The sequence below is a fragment of the Streptomyces sp. NPDC036815 genome (genome assembly GCF_055609205.1).
Map to the genome: position 1 here is coordinate 1227014 of NZ_JBVJPW010000001.1, position 15704 is coordinate 1242717.

Consider the following 15704-nt stretch of genomic DNA (forward strand, 5'->3'; position numbering starts at 1 on the left):
GTCACCGATCTGCCGGGGGGCGACGTGCGTGATGTTCCGAGGACCGTGTGGCTGCTGGCCGCCGGTCAGTTCTTCAACATGGTCGTCGCCTTCACCTTCGTCTACTTCTTCGTCTACCTGACGGACGAACGCGGCCTCCCCCTCGCCCAGGCCGGACTGATCAGCGGCATCGGCGGCGTCGGCATGGTCGCGGGCAACTTCACCGGCGGCTGGTTCGGCGACCGCTCGGGCCACCGGCGCGTCCTGCTCGCCGGTTCGCTGATCGGCGGCGCGGGCGTGCTGGCACTGCCGTTCCTGCCGGTCGAGCTGCTGTACGTCGTGCCGCCGCTGAGCCAGTACGCGGGCGGCTGCGCGCGCGCCGCCACCGGCGCCCTCGTCGCCGTGTCCGTGCCGGAGGGCGCCCGCCGTCAGGGGTTCGCGGTCCACCGGTTCGCCGGCAACGCGGGCTTCACCGTCGGACCCCCGCTCGGCGCGCTCCTCATCGCCCACACCTCGTACACCTGGCTCTTCGTCATCGACGGCATCGGCACGCTGATCTTCGCCGGGTACGCCGCGAGGGTGCTGCCCGCCCGCGGCGCGGTGCGCGCCGAGCCGACGGCCGACCGGGGCCCGGGAGTCCTCGCCGCCCTGCGCGAGCGGCCCACCGTCCTCGTCCTCCTCGTCGCCATCCTCCTCACCGACCTCGTCTACCGGCAGCAGTACTCGACCCTCCCCGTCGACCTCGACCGGCACGGACTCGGCACCGGCGTCTACGGCTGGCTCCTCGCGATCAACGGCGGCGTCATCCTGCTCCTCGAACTCCCCGCCACCCTCGCCCTGCGCGACCGGGCACCCCTGCGCATCATCGGCTCGGGCCTGCTGCTCGTCGGCGCGGGCTGCGCAGTGCTCGCCCTCGGCACCGGAGTCGGCACCGCCGTGGCGATGATGCTGCTGCTCACCGCGGGGGAGATCCTCTACAAGACACCGGCCACCGCGTACGTCGCCGACCAAGCCCCCGCACACGTGCAGGGCCGCTTCCAGAGCCTGTACTCGGGCGTCTCGGTCAGCGGCGTCGTGCTCTCGGCACCACTGGGCGGGGCGCTCTACTCCGTGGCCCCGGGGCTGCTGTGGCCGGTCTGCGCGGCGGTCGCCGGGGCGGCGGGATGCCTGGTCCTCGCGGCGGAGCGGGGCCGGGCGCGGCGGCCCTCCGCGGCGGTGGCGGCGGCCGTGGCCGGGGGCGGCACGGCGAGCGGCACCGCGGGCAGCCCGGACCCTGAGACCGGTTCGCCCGCGCGCCGCACCTCCGGTTAGGTTTCACCCATGACCGACACGAACGCTTCCCGCACCACCGGCGCCGTCGCCGCAGGCCTCGCCACCGTCACCGCCGACGGCACCGTTCTCGACACCTGGTTCCCCGCGCCCGAGCTCGTCGCGGCGTCCGCCGAGGGCCACGGCCCCGCCGGCAGCGAGCGGCTGACCGCCGAGCGCGCCGTGGAACTGCTCGGCGCGGGCGCGGCCAAGGCCATCGGCCCGGACGCCCGCCGTGGCGTGGAGATCGTCGCCGTACGTACGGTCATCTCGTCCCTCGACGACAAGCCGCTGGACGCCCACGACGTCTACCTGCGCCTGCACCTGCTGAGCCACCGCCTGGTCAAGCCGCACGGCGTGAACCTCGACGGCCAGTTCGCCTTCCTCGCCAACGTCGCCTGGACCTCGCTCGGCCCGGTCGCCGTCGACGACGTCGAGAAGGTGCGCCTCAACGCCCGCGCCGAGGGCCTGCACCTCGCCGTGACGTCCGTCGACAAGTTCCCGCGCATGACGGACTACGTCACGCCGAAGGGCGTCCGCATCGCCGACGCCGACCGGGTGCGCCTCGGCGCGCACCTGGCCGAGGGCACGACCGTGATGCACGAAGGCTTCGTGAACTTCAACGCGGGCACGCTCGGCACCTCCATGGTCGAGGGCCGCATCTCAGCCGGTGTCGTCGTCGGCGACGGCTCGGACATCGGCGGCGGCGCCTCCACGATGGGCACGCTCTCCGGCGGCGGCAACGTCCGCATCGTCATCGGCGAGCGCTGCCTGATCGGCGCCGAGGCGGGCGTCGGCATCGCGCTGGGCGACGAGTGCGTCGTCGAGGCCGGTCTGTACGTCACCGCGGGCACCCGCGTGACCATGCCCGACGGCCAGATCGTCAAGGCCCGCGAGCTCTCCGGCGCCTCGAACATCCTCTTCCGCCGCAACTCGGTCACCGGCGCCGTCGAGGCCCGCCCGAACAACGCGGTGTGGGGCGGCCTGAACGACGTACTGCACAGCCACAACTGACGGACACCGTCACAGGGGGAGCGACATGAACAGAACGGGTGCACGGGCCCTGGCCCTCGGCGCCGTCGCGGTGCTCGGCCTGGTCGCCGGGTGCGGACAGAGCGTGGGGCAGCCCCGGGACGACGTCCGCGGCGGCGCGCACCAGGTGAGCCGCGCGGCCACCGGCGGCCACGGCTATCCGCTGCGCAGGAGCGACATCCCTTGGAGCGGCAGCCCCAGCCCCTTCAACGCGCAGGTCAAGCTCGCCGACGGGCGCCGCGTGGCCATGCACTACATGCGCGCCAAGGGCCTGTTCGTGCAGGACTACAGCCCCCGGGCCAGGGGCTGGTCGAAGCCGGCCCTCGTCCACGGGACGAAGACCGACGCCTGCCAGGGCATCACCCTCAAGGCCAAGGACGGCACCGTCGCGGCCTTCGGTGACTTCGGTCGGTACTGCGCGGACGGCGAGCCGCCGACCGAGTCGGTCGCCGCGGTGGCCGTCGGGCCGCTGACGAAGTGGGCGAAGCACCTCACGAAGAACTTCGACGGCTGGGAGAAGATCGTCGTCGCCCCCGGAGGCAAGAAGGTCACGTTCAGCCGGGGCAGCGACACGCTGCGCTGGACCAAGGCGGCGGGGTTCCCCGCGGCCCGCTGACGCGCACCTCGACCGGAGCGGCCACCCCTCACGGGGTGGCCGCTCCGGTTTTTCTCTGCCCGATTTCTCTGCCGGGGAGGCATAGCGGGGGCCCTGCGGACCCGTCCCCATCCATGCGGGAGGGCAACAGGCCCACCAGGGAGCGAAGGTGACGATGGATGCCCATGAGCAGGACAGTTTCCGGGAGTTCGTGGAGACCAGATCGTCGGCGCTGCTGAAGACCGCCGTACTGCTCAGCGGGGGCGACCGGCACGCGGGCGAGGACCTGCTGCAGACCGCGCTCGTCAGGGCGGCGGGGCGGTGGCAGCGCATCGACGAGCCGGAGGCGTACGTCCGCCGGATCCTGTACCGGCAGCAGGTCAGCAGGTGGCGGCTGAAGTGGCCGCGACGCGAACTGGCCGTCGCCGAACCGCCGGAACGTGCCGCGTCGGGGGACGGCACGTCCGCGGCGGAGCTGCGCATCGTGATGCGCGGCGCCCTCGCCAAACTCACCGCGCGGCAGCGGACGGTGCTCGTCCTGCGCTACTTCGAGGACCTGCCGGAGGCGGAGGTGGCCGCCGTCCTCGGCTGCTCCGTCGGCACCGTGCGCAGCACCACGCACCGCTCCCTCGCCCGGCTGCGGGGCCTCGCGCCCGAGCTCGCGCACCTCGACCGCCACGACACCGCCGAGCGGCCCGCGTCCGCCGACTTCTCGCCTCTGGAGGTACGACCGTGAACGTGGCAGATCTGGTGCGCGACGCGCTGCGCGAACAGGCGGACCGAGGGGCGCCCGTGCCGGGGGACTTCGCCGACCGCGTGCTCGCCGCGCGCAAGCGGCGCAGGACCCGGGCGGTCGTGGGCACTTCGCTCGTCGCGGCGGCGGCCGCCGTCGTCGCGGTGGCGGTGCCGGTCATCGGACACGACTCCGGGAGTCAGGAGCCGCGCCCGGCGAGTGAGCTCCAGGGCGACGACGTCATCGCGCGTCCCGGCCAGACGCCGCCCCGGGAGCTGATCGCCGCGGGTGACATGGCCCTCGCCGCGTACAGCACGAGCAGGAGTGTCCGGCAACCGGACGGCGACGCGGTCTTCACCCGCACCTACCGGCTCCTCGACCAGCGGACCGGCACCTACCGCGAGGCCCCCCGCTGGTCCTGGCTCGACATCGCGCCCGGCATGCGGACCGCCGCCGTCCTGGAACGCGGCCTGCCGACCCGGCGGATCGGCCTGCTGAACCTGATGACCGGCGAGGTCGAGCGCTGGATCCCGGTGGACCGCGGGGTCGGCGGCGTCGAGTTCTCGCCCGACGGCAGGAAGCTCGTCGCGACGACGTACGCGGACGACCCCGACCGGCTCGACAAGGACCGGCCGATCAGCGACGGCAAGCACGAGGAGCCGGGGCCCGCCGACCCGACCAGGACCGGCTTCTACGTCCTCGACGTGGCCTCCGGCAAGGGCAGCTGGAGCGAGGTGAAGACCAAGTCCGGCGGATGGGGGTTCTCGGACATCAACACCCGCCAGGACTTCGACTTCAGCCAGGACGGCTCGCTGGTCCACACGGGCCGCATCCGCGAACCGAGCGAGCAGTACTACGACTTCGCGGGGCGGAAGAAGAGCGCGCCCGCACGGGAGAGGCACCTGTCCTGGGCCGTCGAGGCCCGGCTCTCCCCGGACGGGAAGCTCGCCGCCGGTGACTTCGCGGGCAGCGGCGGCACCACCGCCACCGAGGTCCTCGACCCCCTCACCGGCAAGCGGGTCGCCAAACTGCCCGGCCAGCAGCTCCTCGCCTGGGCCGACGCCAAGCGGCTCATCGCCTGGGACATCGAGCCCGGCACGAGCGAGTACCGCAGTCGGCTCGTCCTCGTCACCGTCGGGAGCAGGAAGACCGTCCCGCTCAGCGGCTTCCGCTCGTCCAAGGCCGACGGCGCCGAGCGCTGGACGCCGGTCTTCGCCCGGCGCTGATCACCGCACCGCGGCCCGGACCTCCTCGTACACGGCCAGCAGCCCGTCGGTCGCCTCGCGGCCGGCGGGCAGCAGCGGTGCCCGGACCGGGCCCGCGGGCAGCCCCGCCGCGCCGAGCACGGCCTTCGCCGTGACCGCGCCGGGCAGGCCCGACGCCATCATCGCCTCGATCAGCGGGGTGGCGGCCAGCTGCAGCCGCCGCGCGCGCTGCGTGTCACCGGCGTCGAACGCGTCGAAGACCGCCCGCGGCAGGCCGGGCAGCGCGTTGGCCACCGTGCTGACGCAGCCGGCGCCGCCCACCGCGTACAGCGCGAGATGGAACTCGTCGCAGCCCGCGTAGTACGCCAACTCCGTCTCGTGCATGGCCTTCTGACTGCCCAGCAGGTCGTACGCGCAGTCCTTCACGCCGACGATCCGCGGGTGGTCCGCGAGCCGCAGCACCGTCTCCGTCGCGATGCGCGTGCCGGTGCGGCCCGGGATGTCGTAGAGCAGGACCGGGAGCCCACAGGCGTCGGTGACCGTGCGGAAGTGCGCCTCGACGGCGTCCTGCGGCGGCAGGCTGTAGTACGGCGTGAGGACCAACAGGCCGTCGGCGCCCGCCTTCTCGGCCCCCAGCGCCAGCTCGACGGCGTGCCGGGTGTCGTTGCTCGCGACACCCGCGACGACGGACGCGCGGTCGCCGACCGCGTCCGCCACGGCCCGCACGAGCGCCGCCTTCTCGTCGTCGGAGGTGGTCGGCGACTCACCGGTCGTGCCGGACAGGACGAGTCCGTCGCAGCCCCCGGACACCAGGTGATCGGCGAGGCGCTGGGCGCCGTCGAGGTCGAGGAGGCCCTCGGCGGTGAAGGGAGTGATCATCGCGCAGAGGGCGCGACCGAGGGGTGCTGCGGCTCGGGAGGTCATGAGTGCAGTCTCGGGACCCCGTCGCTAAAGCTCTACTTAATTCTTCTACGAGGTAATGGACAGAAGGGCTACGAGATCGGGCGGGCGCGGGGAGGTACTAGTGCCAACTCGCCCCCGTGTGGGCCACTATGGCGGGACAGTCGGTCCCCAGGAGGCGTCATGAAGCTCGGCAAGGCACTCTCCACCGGCATTGCCGAAGAGCGGCCCGCGCGGTACGAGGAGCGGTACGAGCAACGGTACGAGGAGCGGCCCACGGAGCCCGGGAAGGCCGTGCCCGCACCCGATGCGGAACCGCGCGAGCCCGCCGCGCGGGAACGGCGAGTCGAGGCCACGGGCGCCCGATGAGGCTGCGGCTCCCCGAGGAACGCCCGACGGAGCCGCCCACCGGATACAAGATCGCCCGCCCGGTGCTGTCCCACGACGGCACCCGGGCGGGCTTCACCGGCGTCTCCCTCGGCGCGGCCCTGCCGTACGGCGTGCTCGACGAGGCGAGCTGCGGCTACGGCAGACGGCACCGCGCCCCGCACCGCCGCTGCGACTGCGGCTTCCACTGCGTCCACGACCGCGCGGAGGCCGAGGCCCTGCTGTGCACCGCCGAGCACCGCGGGGCGGCTGTCCTCGAAGTGACGGTGCTCGGCGCGTACATCCGCTTCGAACGCGGCTTCCGGTACGCCAGGCAGCGGGTGCGCGGCGCGACCCTGCCGCCCTGCCCGTGCGGCGCCACGGCCTCGCTGCTCGCCGACGCCGGCCGTGGCGTGCCCGGCTGGCGGGTGGTCGAGGCGGCGTGCGGGCGGTGCCGGGGCGGGCGACAGGCGCTGTCCGTCGCGGAGTTCGCCCGGCTCGCGGGGGAGGGGCTGCGGGTGGTCGCGGCCGCGCCGCCCGCGACCGGGAGCGCCCCCGCCGGACTCGGCGTGCCCGAGCTGATGGCCGAGGCCGCGCTCCTGCAGGCACGACTGGACTGGTTCCAAGCGGAATTGGCGCGGTTCACCGGGGAGCAGCGGGGATAGCGCGGCTCCGCCCGGGTACCCGGGCCTCCCAGAAGGAGGGAGGCGAAACTGTGACCGGGACCATGGGTGAGCAGCCCACGCGCGAGCACGCGCAGCACTCGGTGGGAGAGCTCGTCGAGCAGGCCACCGCGCAGATTTCGGAACTCGTACGACAGGAAATGCGGCTCGCCGCCCAGGAGATGACCGAGAAGGGCAAACGGGCGGGACGCGGCGGAGGGCTCCTCGGAGCGGCCGGCGCGGTCTCGTACGTCGGCCTCATGGCGCTGTCGGCCACGGCGGCCGCGGCCCTCTCCCTGGCGATGCCCGTATGGGCCGCCGCGCTGATCGTCACCGGCGTGCTCTTCGTCGTGGCGGCGGTACTGGCCGTGGTGGGCCGCGGGCAGCTGGCCCGCGCGGTACCGCCCGTACCGCAGGAGGCGATGAACAGCGTCAAGGCGGACGTCGAAGAGATCAAGGGAAGGGCGCACCGATGACGAATACGCCGAAGGATTCCGAGAACACGGGCGTGAAGGGGCCGGACGAACTGCGCCGGCAGATCGAGGACACCCGTGGGCGCCTCGGCGAGACCGTCGAGGAACTGGCGGCGAAAGCGGACGTGAAGGCCCGCGCCCGGCACCGGGCGGCAGTGGTCAAGGACCAGGTACAAGGGACGGCGGCACAGGTGAAGGACAAGGTGACGGAACAGGCGGCGCGCGCGAAGGGCAAGGCGGCGGACGAGGCGGAGCACGCGAAGAGCGTGACGGCCGAGGGCGCGGCCCGCGCCAAGGGCATGGCGGCCGAGGGCGCGGCCCTGGTCAAGGGCAAGGCGGCGGAGGGCGCCGAGCGGGCCAAGGGGGCCGTGCTCGACGGCAAGGCGCGCGCGGAGCAGCACCCGGCCGTGGTGCAGGCCGAGGAGAAGGTGGCCGAGGCCGCGCGCCGGGTGCAGGACAGTACGCCCGAGCCCGTGCGGAACGCCGCGAGCGGCGTCGTACGGACCGGCGGGCGCCACCCGAAGACCTTCCTCGCGGCGGGAGCGGGCGTCCTGATCGCCTACGCGGCGCTGCGCCGTCGCAGGCGGGCGGGTCGCCGATGAGCGGGGTCAAGCTGCTCTACAAGCCGCTCGGCATGGCCTTCGGCATGGTGGGCGGCCTGGCCGCGAGCGCGCTGTTCCAGCGCACCTGGAAGGCGGTGGCGGGCGAGGACGACGCCCCGGACGCGCACGACGAGGACCGTGACTGGGGCGAGATCCTCGCCGCCGCGGCGCTGCAGGGCGCGATCTTCGCCGTGGTCAGGGCCGCCGTGGACCGCGGCGGCGCGGTCGGCGTGCGACGCCTGACCGGCCGCTGGCCGGGCTGACGTGCACGACGGCCCGCCCACGCCCGTCCGGCATGATCGGCGCGGTCAGCATCGTCACCATCTCCTCGCAGGCGGGCGTGCGGCCCACCGGCAGCTCGATCCCGTACGCGGCCGGGTCACGGACGGGCTTGACCTCAACCTTGGTTGAAGTCGCAGGGTTGTCCGTGGCCCCGCCGGGCCGGGCCCCGGCCCGGCGCCGGTACCGACACCACCGAGACGGACGGTCCGCCATGCCCGCGATCTCCACCCACCGCACCCGCACCCTGCCCGACCCGGCCCGCAGCGGCGGCCTCACCTTCCTCAGCACCTGGAGCACCGGCACGCCCGAGCGGCAGCGGGCCACCCTGGACGCCATCGCGAAGGCGTGGGAGTCCCGCCCCTGGCCCCACGAGGGGCTGCTCTCCTACACGGTGTACGCGGGATCAGACGGCTCGACCGTCATGCACCGCTCGCAGTGGCGGGACGATGAGGCCTACCAGGACTTCTTCGCGAGCTCAGGGAACGGCAGGGACGCCAGGAACGCCGACATCGACGCGGCCGTGCCGGGCATCGAGCGGCTCGGCCTGAACAAGACCCGCCTGTACCGCAGTTGGACCGACGGCGGCGGGCGCGAGGGACGTGAGCCGGGCGCGATCGTGGTCGCCCAGGCCGACTTCGAGGGCCCCGGCGACGACCGGCCGCGGGCCTGGGCGGACGCGGCGATCGAGGCCCTGGACGCCGAGCGGGCCGAGGGGCGCGGGCCGTACGCCGCCCACTTCCACCTCACCACGGACGGTGGGCGCGTTCTCGACTACGCCGAGTGGGAGAGCGAGGAGGCTTACGGGGCGTGGGAGGGGGCGCGGGACGAAGCCCGCGGCGGAGCGGTCGCCCGGTACCGGTTCGCGTACGGCTTCGTACCGAGCAAGGCGTAGATTACCGGCCACCTCCCGCCACCCGCCCCGCCCGCCTGGACAGCGCATGGGGTCGGCGGGACGGTGGGGTCATGCCGGACGTCACCGCTGCTCCGCCCCCGTCCCCCGGTACCGCTCCCGGGGGGCCGGTATGAGCGGCGACGACAGGGCGGGCCGGGGGAGGTCCGGCAGGCCTTCCCGGCGCAGGTCCGGCCGGGGCAAGGCCGGTGCCGACCGGTCCGTGGCCGCCGAGGGGACCGGCGCGGCCGACGGCGGAGGCGAGGCTTTCGAGATCGTCAGGGAGTTCGAGGTCGAGGGGGCTCCGGCCCAGCTCTGGGCCGCCCTGACCACCGGCACCGCCGGCTGGCTGTGGCCCATGGAGTACGAGCCCCGCGAGGGCGGCGCCGCCCCCTCCGGCGGCACCGTCACCCGCTGGGACCCGCCCCACCGCCTCACCGCCCGCGTCGAGGACCCGGACGGCGTGCCGGGCCAGACCCTGAGCCAGCTCGACCACACCATCGAGCCCCGCGACGGCGGGCGCCGCTCCTGGCTGCGCTACGCCCGCAGCGGCGTCTTCGTCGGCCATGCGGACACGCAGTACGAGAGCGCCGTCCGGCACACCGACTTCCACCTGCACACCCTGGGCCAGTACATGGCGTACTTCGCGGGCCGTCCCGTCGCCTTCTCCGCCGTCAACGGCCCGCTCGCCTCCCTCGCCCCGGACGCCTTCGGCAGGCTCGCCCGCGCCCTCGGCCTGCCCGACGACGCCACGGACGGCGCCCGCGTCCGCGCCCAGGCCCCCGGCGGGGAACTGGACGCGGTGATCGACTTCCGCAGCCGGTACTTCATCGGCCTGCGCACGGACGAGACGCTCCACCGGTTCTTCGGCCGCAACCACTTCGGCGCCCCGGTCTCCGTCAGCGTCCACGACTTCGGCGCGCACGCAAATGCCAAGGGCGCCGAACTGGCCTGGCAGGACTGGCTGGACCACCTCTACGGCTGAGGCGGTCCGACAGCCCCCGGACTACGGCCGGAAACGCAGCACCTGCGGGTCGTGATCGCTGTTCTGCTCGGCGAACTCCGCGTTGATGTGCACGCTGTCGTAGCGGAAGTCGTCGCCCACCCCCGGACTGGTCAGGATCTGGTCGAGGACCTGCGCGTTGCCCTGGTAGACGTACGAGTAGCGCTCGCTCCTGGGCAGTGACCTGACGGCCGAGCGCAGCGCGCCGCCGTCCTCCAGGGCCTTGGTGGCCGCCGAGAACTCGAAGTCGTTGATGTCGCCGAGCACGACGACGTCGGCGTCGCGCTGGACCTTGCGGAGGTCCTTCACGAAGCCGTTCACGGCCTGCGCCTGCAGCAGCCGCTTGGCCTCGGAGGAGCGCTTCGGCGGCTGGTGGTGCGAGGTCAGCCCCTCGTCGCCGCCCTTGGAACCGAAGTGGTTGGCGATCACGAAGACCGTGCGGCCGCGGAAGACGAACTCACCCGCCAGCGGCTTGCGGCTGTCCGCCCACGCCGCGTTCGCCGGGTCCACGCGCCCCGGGGAGTGGCTCAGCGCGGCCCGCTTCCCCTCGCGCACGACCTCGGTGCGGGTCGTGGCGTCGCCGGGCGCGCGCTCGGTGAAGGAGACCCGCGCCGGGTTGTAGAGGAAGACCTGCCGGATGTTGCCGCCCGGCTCCCCGCCGTCCTTGTTGTTCGCCGGGTCGACGGAACGCCACGCGTAGCGCGGCCCGCCCGCGGCCACGACCGCGTCGGTGAACTTCTTCAGGGTCGCCTCCGCGGAGACCGTGCCGTCGTTCTTCGCGCCGTTGTCGTCCTGGATCTCCTCCAGGGCGACGATGTCGGGCGAGGAGAGGTTCGAGACGACGGCCCCGGCGAGCGCGTCGAACTTCTGCTGCGGGTCGGTCGGGTCGAGGTTCTCGACGTTGTACGTGGCCACGGCGAGCTCGCCCTTGGCCTGGCGCCGCGTCTTCTCGCGCGTGAGGCCCTTGCCCACGACCTCGCCGAGTTCACGCGCCACGAGGGTGTAGCCGCCGAACTGGTTGAAGTCCAGGGGCCCTTCGGCGCCGCCCCGCAGCACGTCACCGACGTCCGCCTTGGGGAAGGGCCGCTCGGAGACCGGGGCGAGCTGCTGGATCTGCAGCCGCCCGCCGTTCTGCGCGTCGTACGAGCCGTAGACGGTGCCGCCGCGCCGGCTGGGGTTCTCGTGCTTCTTCACCGTCACCCACAGCTCGTTGTACGCGTCGGTCGCGCCGACCACGCGCGAGCCGCCGATCCGTACGTTCATGCCCTCCAGGGACTCGTACAGGTCCAGGGCGTACGAACGGGGCTTCAGCGGCAGCGCGTTGATGCTGCCGCCCTGCGCGGGATCGCCGACGGGCGCGTACGCGGCGGGCACGGACTTCGCGTCGAGGGTGACCGGCGCGGGCAGCGGGTTGCCGGACGACTCGACGGTCACCGTCGGCTTGGTGATCTGGGTGAGGGACTGGTTGCCGGAGCCGGTGCCCCCGGGCACGTACTCCCCGACCGTCCCGGAGACCCGGACCGCGTCCCCCGGCTCGACGGTGAGCGCCGCCGAGCCGGTGAAGACGAAGACCGCCTCGCTGGTGGCCGCGTTCTCGTCGGCGTCGCCGTCGGCCGACTGGATCCAGAAGCCCTTCGAGCCGTAGCCGCGGACGCCGGTGACGATGCCCGCGACGTCCGTGACCTGCTGCCCCGCGAGGGGCGAGACGCGGGTGGTGCCCTGGATGTCGTGGACGCGGACCGCGTCGGCGGAGGCGGCCGGGGAGCCGGCCACGAGCAGGCCCGCCGCGAGGGCGGTGGCGACCACGGCGCCGACGGCGGCGGATCTCGGGACGCGGGGCGACGGTATGTGCGGCATCGGGAAACTCCGGGTGAGGGAAGACGGAGAGGACAGCAGGCGCCCTGACGGGTGCTCTACGCGCGTCAATCTCTTGTGTGACCAGGGGAGTTGTCAAGGTTCTGCGGGGGCGCATTACCTGTACGTCTTCTGACAGGGACATGAACCGGGCGGCATGCTGCCAAATTGTCTAGGCTTGCGCTCTGCCGACCCGAACACTCGGCGTCCCGCACCTCCGGAGGAGAACCAGACGATGTCCGTAAGTCCCGCCACCCTGCCGCCGGTGCTGCTGCACTCCGAAGCGGAACTCGCGCGGGCCGCGCTCGCCACTCCGCTGCTCTCCCGCGCCGTGCGGCTCGCCCGCTGGGCGGGGCCCGGGACCCGGGTCGGCGCGGGCGGCGAGCTCGTCGACGCGCAGCTCCCGGCGGCCGCGGCCGAGCTGGGGCTCTCGTCGGACGACCCGGACTCCGCCGCGTACGCGAGCGAGGCCTGGCGGGTCGCGGTGGACACCGGCCTCGTCGACGTCACGGACGCCGAGGAGGAGGGCGCGGACGGCACCGTCGCCCAGGGCGAGGACCTCGCGGTGCTCTCCGCGGGCAGCCCGCAGGACGTCCTCGGCGTCTGGCTCGGCGCCCTCGACACCGTGTACGCGGACGCCACCGTGCCCGACATGGAGAACCTCCTGGACGTCCTGGAGGAGAACGGCGAGGTCGACTTCGACGAGCTCGGCTGGGACCCGCAGGCCGAGGCGGACTTCCTGGACGGCGTCCTCGGCAACCTCTACCTGCTCACCGTGGGCGACGCCGCGGGCGGCGAGGGCCCGGTGCCGCTGCCCGCGCTCGCCGCCTCGATGATCGTCCCCGACGACATGGGCGAGCCCACGGACGACGTCCTGGAGCAGGTGTCGGACGCGATGATGAAGCTCGACGACCAGTTCCGGCTCTTCGAACCGCTCGGGCTCGTCGAGTACCAGCCGGTCGACGAGGCGCTCATGGCCGACATCGACGACCAGAGCGCCGAGGAGCCCGCCCCGCTCGACGACGAGGACGTCAGCCGCTACGGCATGGTCCGCCTCACCCCCCTCGGCCTGTACGGCGTCCGCGCCCGCATGCTGGAGGCCGGCGTCGACGCGCCCGCCGTCGGCGACCTCGCGGACAAGGGCGCCGACGTACTGCTCGCCGGCACCTCCGGCTTCCCGCAGCACGCCGCACAGGCGGAGATCGAGCAGTGGCTCTCCCGGCACGAACCGCTGGGCGCCGCGAGGGAGTTGCTGTCCGCGGCGCGCGGCGGCGACGAGGGCGCGCCGCTGCGCAGGCTCCGCTGCCAGCAGGCGCTCTCCCTGGTCGGGAACGAGGCGGAGCCCGCGCTGCGCGAGGTCCTCGACGACCCGGAGCTCGGCGGTCTCGCCCGGGTCTGGCTCGCCGAGCACGACGCCGCGGACGTGCCCGCGCCCTCCGAGGGCCTCATCTTCTGGCTGACCATCGACACGCTCGCCGCGCAGCTCGCCGCCGAGGGCAACTCGGACGAGCTGCAGGGCCTGGTCGAGGGCCTCGCGCAGCAGCACAGCGGCTTCTTCGCCACGGCCTGGCGGGTCGAGCACCCCGCCACCGCGGACGTCCTGGAGGCGATGGGCCGCCTGCACCCGGACAAGAAGGTGGCGAAGGAGGCCCGCAAGGCGGCCTTCAAGGCGCGGAACCTGTAGCGAGCTCAAGCCCGGCCGCCGATCGAGATGTTCGAGCCCGTCCGACGACGGAGGACGAGCCCGGAGGGCGATCGACGGCAGCCCGGGTGGACCTGACTTCCAGGTCCACCCGGGGATCCTCTCACCCCGCCGGAGGCCTCAGCACTCGTAGCGAGTCGTGTGCTTGAACGAGGACGACGCCCCGTCGAAGCCGTACGTCCCCCGGTACGCCGGCGGATTCTGGAACTCGCCCACGATCGTGATCGTGGTCGCGCACGAGCCCTGTCCGGCACGCTTGGCGTCGAGCCGGATCGTCTCGCCGATCGTGCCGCCCGTGATGTCCCACGGCGCGCCACAGATGCCGGACGTGATCTGGCCCCCGGTCACCACGTGCGGATAGGTGTTGGGGTGGTACTTCACCGTGATGGCGAAGGTGACGGCGCCGTTGTGGAGCGTCAGCTTGCACTCCGTCGACAGGGCCTCGGCCGACACCTCGGCCATCGGCGCGGCGAACGCCTCGTCGCGCGTCTTGACCTCGGCGCCCTGCGGATTGTGGAAGCGGTGCTCCGACGTCCGCGGCTGGCCGCCCTTCTGCTTGCGTGCCTGAGTGGTCACGGGAAACCCTCCTTCCGTCCTGACCGTCAGGCCAGCAGCTCGGCGATCTCCACGCGCAGCAGCGCGCGGACGTTCTCGATGTGGTTGACGATGGTCGCGACCGAGGAACCGGCGAAGAGCAGACCCACCGCCACGTCGTCCTGCGAGGTGACGAGCGAACCGGAGTCGCCGCCCGCCGAGATGTTCGTCGTGACGATCTGGTCCTTGAACCGGGCCGTGCCCGCGGTGCCGTAGTTCACGTCGACGGTCGCGTCGACCGCGATGATCCGGCCGAAGCTGATGTTCGTCGTCCTGCCGGACTTCTTCACCAGGTCGCCGACGGCCACGTTGGCCTTGCGCCGCCAGGCGCGCGGGGCGCCGCTGAAGTACTGCTCCCGCGTCGCGTCCTGGAAGTCGACCGCGCCGAGCGCCGCGTCCACCACGTTGTTGTGCCGCTCCAGCGGGATCTGCGGCGCGAACTGGATCGTGATGAAGCGCTCCAGGGTCGCGATGCGGTCCGCCGGGTCCTGCCCGCCGTCGAAGACGCCCGGCTGCACGATCGCGCTGCCCAGCTGCGCCCGGTTGGAGTCGGCGAGCACGTGGTTGTTGGAGAGGACGTAGAACTTCGCCGGGACGCCGAGACCGGAGCCGGGCGGGTCGACGGAGGCACCGGGCAGGAAGTCGTAGACCACGCTGCCGAGCGTGCCCGCGGTCACCCGGACGTTGCCGACCGAGAAGCCGGAGGGGCACGGGCGCATCCGGCGCTTGAGGAGCTGCGGCTCGAACGCGCCGTGCCCGGCGAGCTCTTCGAGCTGCGGCTGCCCGAGCCCCGAGAGCTGCTCACTGATGCTGACGTCCGGGTCGTACGCGCCCGGCGCGCGGTCCTCGGCCCGCCGGCCGCCGGGCCTGCTCTGCCTGCCGCGCTGCGCCGCGATGTGGCCCACCGCGACGATGTCGGTCGGGGTGCCGTCGTCCATCTGGCGCGGGACCACGTCCCGCTCGGGAAGCATGGACTCCGGGACCTTCTGGGTGACGAACACGATGACGGCGGGCTCGCCGGTGGGCTCCCCGTCGCTCCACTTCACGCCGTGGCCGAAGCCGACGACGTTGGCCAGCGGCTGCTGGGGCCGCAGGAAGTCGGACATCGCCTGCTGACGGGAGCTGTCGCTCAGCTGACCGCCGGTGGGTCCTCGCATCAGTTCGGGCTGGCTCACCACGCCAGACCACCTCTTCCCCTTCGAAGGGTGGGAGCTCCGGTGCGCGCTCGGGCGTCGCTCTCGCTACGACCCGCCGTCCTGCGCGTCGACTTCGCCGATGGCGAGTACGCGTACGGGGACGCCGTCCAGCGTGTCCGGAACCACGTCTTCGTCCCGGAGGCGGTCGCGGGGCACCCGGTGCGTGACGAAGACGACGATCACGTCCTGGCCCGAGTGCTCATCCCTGCCGGTGCCGACTCCGGTGACATTGGCCAGCCGCATCAGCCGGCCCTCATGGAGGCTGCGTGCCTGATGTGCGTCCACTCGGCTCGCCTCCCCGCGCGGTGGTGCGTGTGCACGTACGTGCT

Annotated in this window: 18 protein-coding genes; 13 read left to right on the plus strand and 5 right to left on the minus strand. The window is 73.3% G+C overall.

The genetic code is table 11. From position 1 onward, the window contains the following. The first annotated feature begins 24 nt into the window (after window positions 1-24). The 5 genes from ACZ69I_RS05470 (at window position 25) to ACZ69I_RS05490 (ending at window position 4873) form a co-directional block, all read left to right on the plus strand. Entirely contained in the window at window positions 25-1290 is a 1266-nt protein-coding gene (locus ACZ69I_RS05470; protein WP_470830553.1) for an MFS transporter, read from the plus strand. A gap of 9 nt (window positions 1291-1299) precedes the next feature. Next, window positions 1300-2301, plus strand: a complete 1002-nt coding sequence (gene dapD / locus ACZ69I_RS05475; RefSeq protein WP_470830554.1) for a 2,3,4,5-tetrahydropyridine-2,6-dicarboxylate N-succinyltransferase — start codon at window positions 1300-1302, stop codon at window positions 2299-2301. A 25-nt stretch (window positions 2302-2326) separates the two neighbouring features. Further along, complete coding sequence (locus tag ACZ69I_RS05480; protein ID WP_470830555.1) at window positions 2327-2935, plus strand: hypothetical protein; 609 nt, start codon at window positions 2327-2329, stop codon at window positions 2933-2935. A gap of 154 nt (window positions 2936-3089) precedes the next feature. Continuing rightward, window positions 3090-3650 carry a SigE family RNA polymerase sigma factor gene (locus tag ACZ69I_RS05485; RefSeq protein WP_467670695.1) on the plus strand — a complete coding sequence of 187 codons (561 nt, stop codon included), beginning with the start codon at window positions 3090-3092 and terminating at the stop codon, window positions 3648-3650. Next, the gene (locus ACZ69I_RS05490; protein ID WP_470830556.1) at window positions 3647-4873 is read left to right on the plus strand and encodes a WD40 repeat domain-containing protein; all 1227 of its coding nucleotides are present in this window, start codon (window positions 3647-3649) and stop codon (window positions 4871-4873) included. Before ACZ69I_RS05485 ends, ACZ69I_RS05490 begins: the two co-directional genes overlap by 4 nt. On the opposite strand, the gene dapA is transcribed toward ACZ69I_RS05490, so the two are convergent. After that, a complete protein-coding gene (gene dapA / locus ACZ69I_RS05495) occupies window positions 4874-5776 on the minus strand; it encodes a 4-hydroxy-tetrahydrodipicolinate synthase (RefSeq protein WP_467667794.1) in 903 nt (300 codons plus the stop codon). Between the two features lie 159 nt (window positions 5777-5935). Here dapA and ACZ69I_RS05500 point away from each other — a divergent pair, with 159 nt between their 5' ends. The 7 genes from ACZ69I_RS05500 (at window position 5936) to ACZ69I_RS05530 (ending at window position 10011) form a co-directional block, all read left to right on the plus strand. Next, on the plus strand, window positions 5936-6121 hold the full coding sequence (locus ACZ69I_RS05500; RefSeq protein ID WP_470830557.1) for a hypothetical protein: 186 nt from the start codon (window positions 5936-5938) through the stop codon (window positions 6119-6121). Continuing rightward, the gene (locus tag ACZ69I_RS05505; RefSeq protein ID WP_470830558.1) at window positions 6118-6783 is read left to right on the plus strand and encodes a hypothetical protein; all 666 of its coding nucleotides are present in this window, start codon (window positions 6118-6120) and stop codon (window positions 6781-6783) included. The genes ACZ69I_RS05500 and ACZ69I_RS05505 overlap by 4 nt, the downstream gene beginning before the upstream one ends. A gap of 50 nt (window positions 6784-6833) precedes the next feature. After that, window positions 6834-7256 carry a phage holin family protein gene (locus ACZ69I_RS05510; protein WP_467667788.1) on the plus strand — a complete coding sequence of 141 codons (423 nt, stop codon included), beginning with the start codon at window positions 6834-6836 and terminating at the stop codon, window positions 7254-7256. Continuing rightward, window positions 7253-7855: a DUF3618 domain-containing protein gene (locus ACZ69I_RS05515; protein ID WP_467667786.1), complete on the plus strand. Its 603-nt coding sequence runs from the start codon at window positions 7253-7255 to the stop codon at window positions 7853-7855. Before ACZ69I_RS05510 ends, ACZ69I_RS05515 begins: the two co-directional genes overlap by 4 nt. After that, the gene (locus tag ACZ69I_RS05520) at window positions 7852-8118 is read left to right on the plus strand and encodes a DUF4235 domain-containing protein (RefSeq protein WP_467667784.1); all 267 of its coding nucleotides are present in this window, start codon (window positions 7852-7854) and stop codon (window positions 8116-8118) included. The genes ACZ69I_RS05515 and ACZ69I_RS05520 overlap by 4 nt, the downstream gene beginning before the upstream one ends. Window positions 8119-8348: 230 nt before the next feature. Next, on the plus strand, window positions 8349-9029 hold the full coding sequence (locus ACZ69I_RS05525; RefSeq protein WP_470830559.1) for an antibiotic biosynthesis monooxygenase: 681 nt from the start codon (window positions 8349-8351) through the stop codon (window positions 9027-9029). Window positions 9030-9159: 130 nt separating this feature from the next. Further along, on the plus strand, window positions 9160-10011 hold the full coding sequence (locus ACZ69I_RS05530; RefSeq protein WP_470830560.1) for an SRPBCC family protein: 852 nt from the start codon (window positions 9160-9162) through the stop codon (window positions 10009-10011). Between the two features lie 21 nt (window positions 10012-10032). Here the strand turns inward: ACZ69I_RS05530 and ACZ69I_RS05535 are convergent, their stop codons facing one another. Then, window positions 10033-11886, minus strand: a complete 1854-nt coding sequence (locus ACZ69I_RS05535) for an endonuclease/exonuclease/phosphatase family protein (protein ID WP_470830561.1) — start codon at window positions 11884-11886, stop codon at window positions 10033-10035. A gap of 232 nt (window positions 11887-12118) precedes the next feature. Here ACZ69I_RS05535 and ACZ69I_RS05540 point away from each other — a divergent pair, with 232 nt between their 5' ends. After that, window positions 12119-13567: a hypothetical protein gene (locus tag ACZ69I_RS05540; RefSeq protein WP_470830562.1), complete on the plus strand. Its 1449-nt coding sequence runs from the start codon at window positions 12119-12121 to the stop codon at window positions 13565-13567. Between the two features lie 138 nt (window positions 13568-13705). Here ACZ69I_RS05540 and ACZ69I_RS05545 read toward each other — a convergent pair whose 3' ends face one another. The 3 genes from ACZ69I_RS05545 to ACZ69I_RS05555 form a co-directional block, all read right to left on the minus strand. Further along, window positions 13706-14161, minus strand: coding sequence for a hypothetical protein (locus ACZ69I_RS05545; protein ID WP_467667774.1), 456 nt, complete (start codon window positions 14159-14161; stop codon window positions 13706-13708). A gap of 26 nt (window positions 14162-14187) precedes the next feature. Continuing rightward, window positions 14188-15354, minus strand: coding sequence for a chymotrypsin family serine protease (locus tag ACZ69I_RS05550; protein WP_467667772.1), 1167 nt, complete (start codon window positions 15352-15354; stop codon window positions 14188-14190). A 66-nt stretch (window positions 15355-15420) separates the two neighbouring features. Further along, entirely contained in the window at window positions 15421-15660 is a 240-nt protein-coding gene (locus ACZ69I_RS05555) for a hypothetical protein (protein ID WP_361727140.1), read from the minus strand. Window positions 15661-15704 lie beyond the last annotated feature (44 nt).

Excerpts from the sequence above, each read along its gene's own strand:
- dapD (WP_470830554.1), top strand. The coding sequence starts at position 1,300 with ATGACCGACACGAACGCTTCCCGCACCACCGGCGCCGTCGCCGCAGGC.
- ACZ69I_RS05480 (WP_470830555.1), top strand. The coding sequence starts at position 2,327 with ATGAACAGAACGGGTGCACGGGCCCTGGCCCTCGGCGCCGTCGCGGTG.
- ACZ69I_RS05485 (WP_467670695.1), top strand. The coding sequence starts at position 3,090 with ATGGATGCCCATGAGCAGGACAGTTTCCGGGAGTTCGTGGAGACCAGA.
- dapA (WP_467667794.1), bottom strand. The coding sequence starts at position 5,776 with ATGACCTCCCGAGCCGCAGCACCCCTCGGTCGCGCCCTCTGCGCGATG.
- ACZ69I_RS05500 (WP_470830557.1), top strand. The coding sequence starts at position 5,936 with ATGAAGCTCGGCAAGGCACTCTCCACCGGCATTGCCGAAGAGCGGCCC.
- ACZ69I_RS05505 (WP_470830558.1), top strand. The coding sequence starts at position 6,118 with ATGAGGCTGCGGCTCCCCGAGGAACGCCCGACGGAGCCGCCCACCGGA.
- ACZ69I_RS05515 (WP_467667786.1), top strand. The coding sequence starts at position 7,253 with ATGACGAATACGCCGAAGGATTCCGAGAACACGGGCGTGAAGGGGCCG.
- ACZ69I_RS05520 (WP_467667784.1), top strand. The coding sequence starts at position 7,852 with ATGAGCGGGGTCAAGCTGCTCTACAAGCCGCTCGGCATGGCCTTCGGC.
- ACZ69I_RS05525 (WP_470830559.1), top strand. The coding sequence starts at position 8,349 with ATGCCCGCGATCTCCACCCACCGCACCCGCACCCTGCCCGACCCGGCC.
- ACZ69I_RS05530 (WP_470830560.1), top strand. The coding sequence starts at position 9,160 with ATGAGCGGCGACGACAGGGCGGGCCGGGGGAGGTCCGGCAGGCCTTCC.
- ACZ69I_RS05535 (WP_470830561.1), bottom strand. The coding sequence starts at position 11,886 with ATGCCGCACATACCGTCGCCCCGCGTCCCGAGATCCGCCGCCGTCGGC.
- ACZ69I_RS05540 (WP_470830562.1), top strand. The coding sequence starts at position 12,119 with ATGTCCGTAAGTCCCGCCACCCTGCCGCCGGTGCTGCTGCACTCCGAA.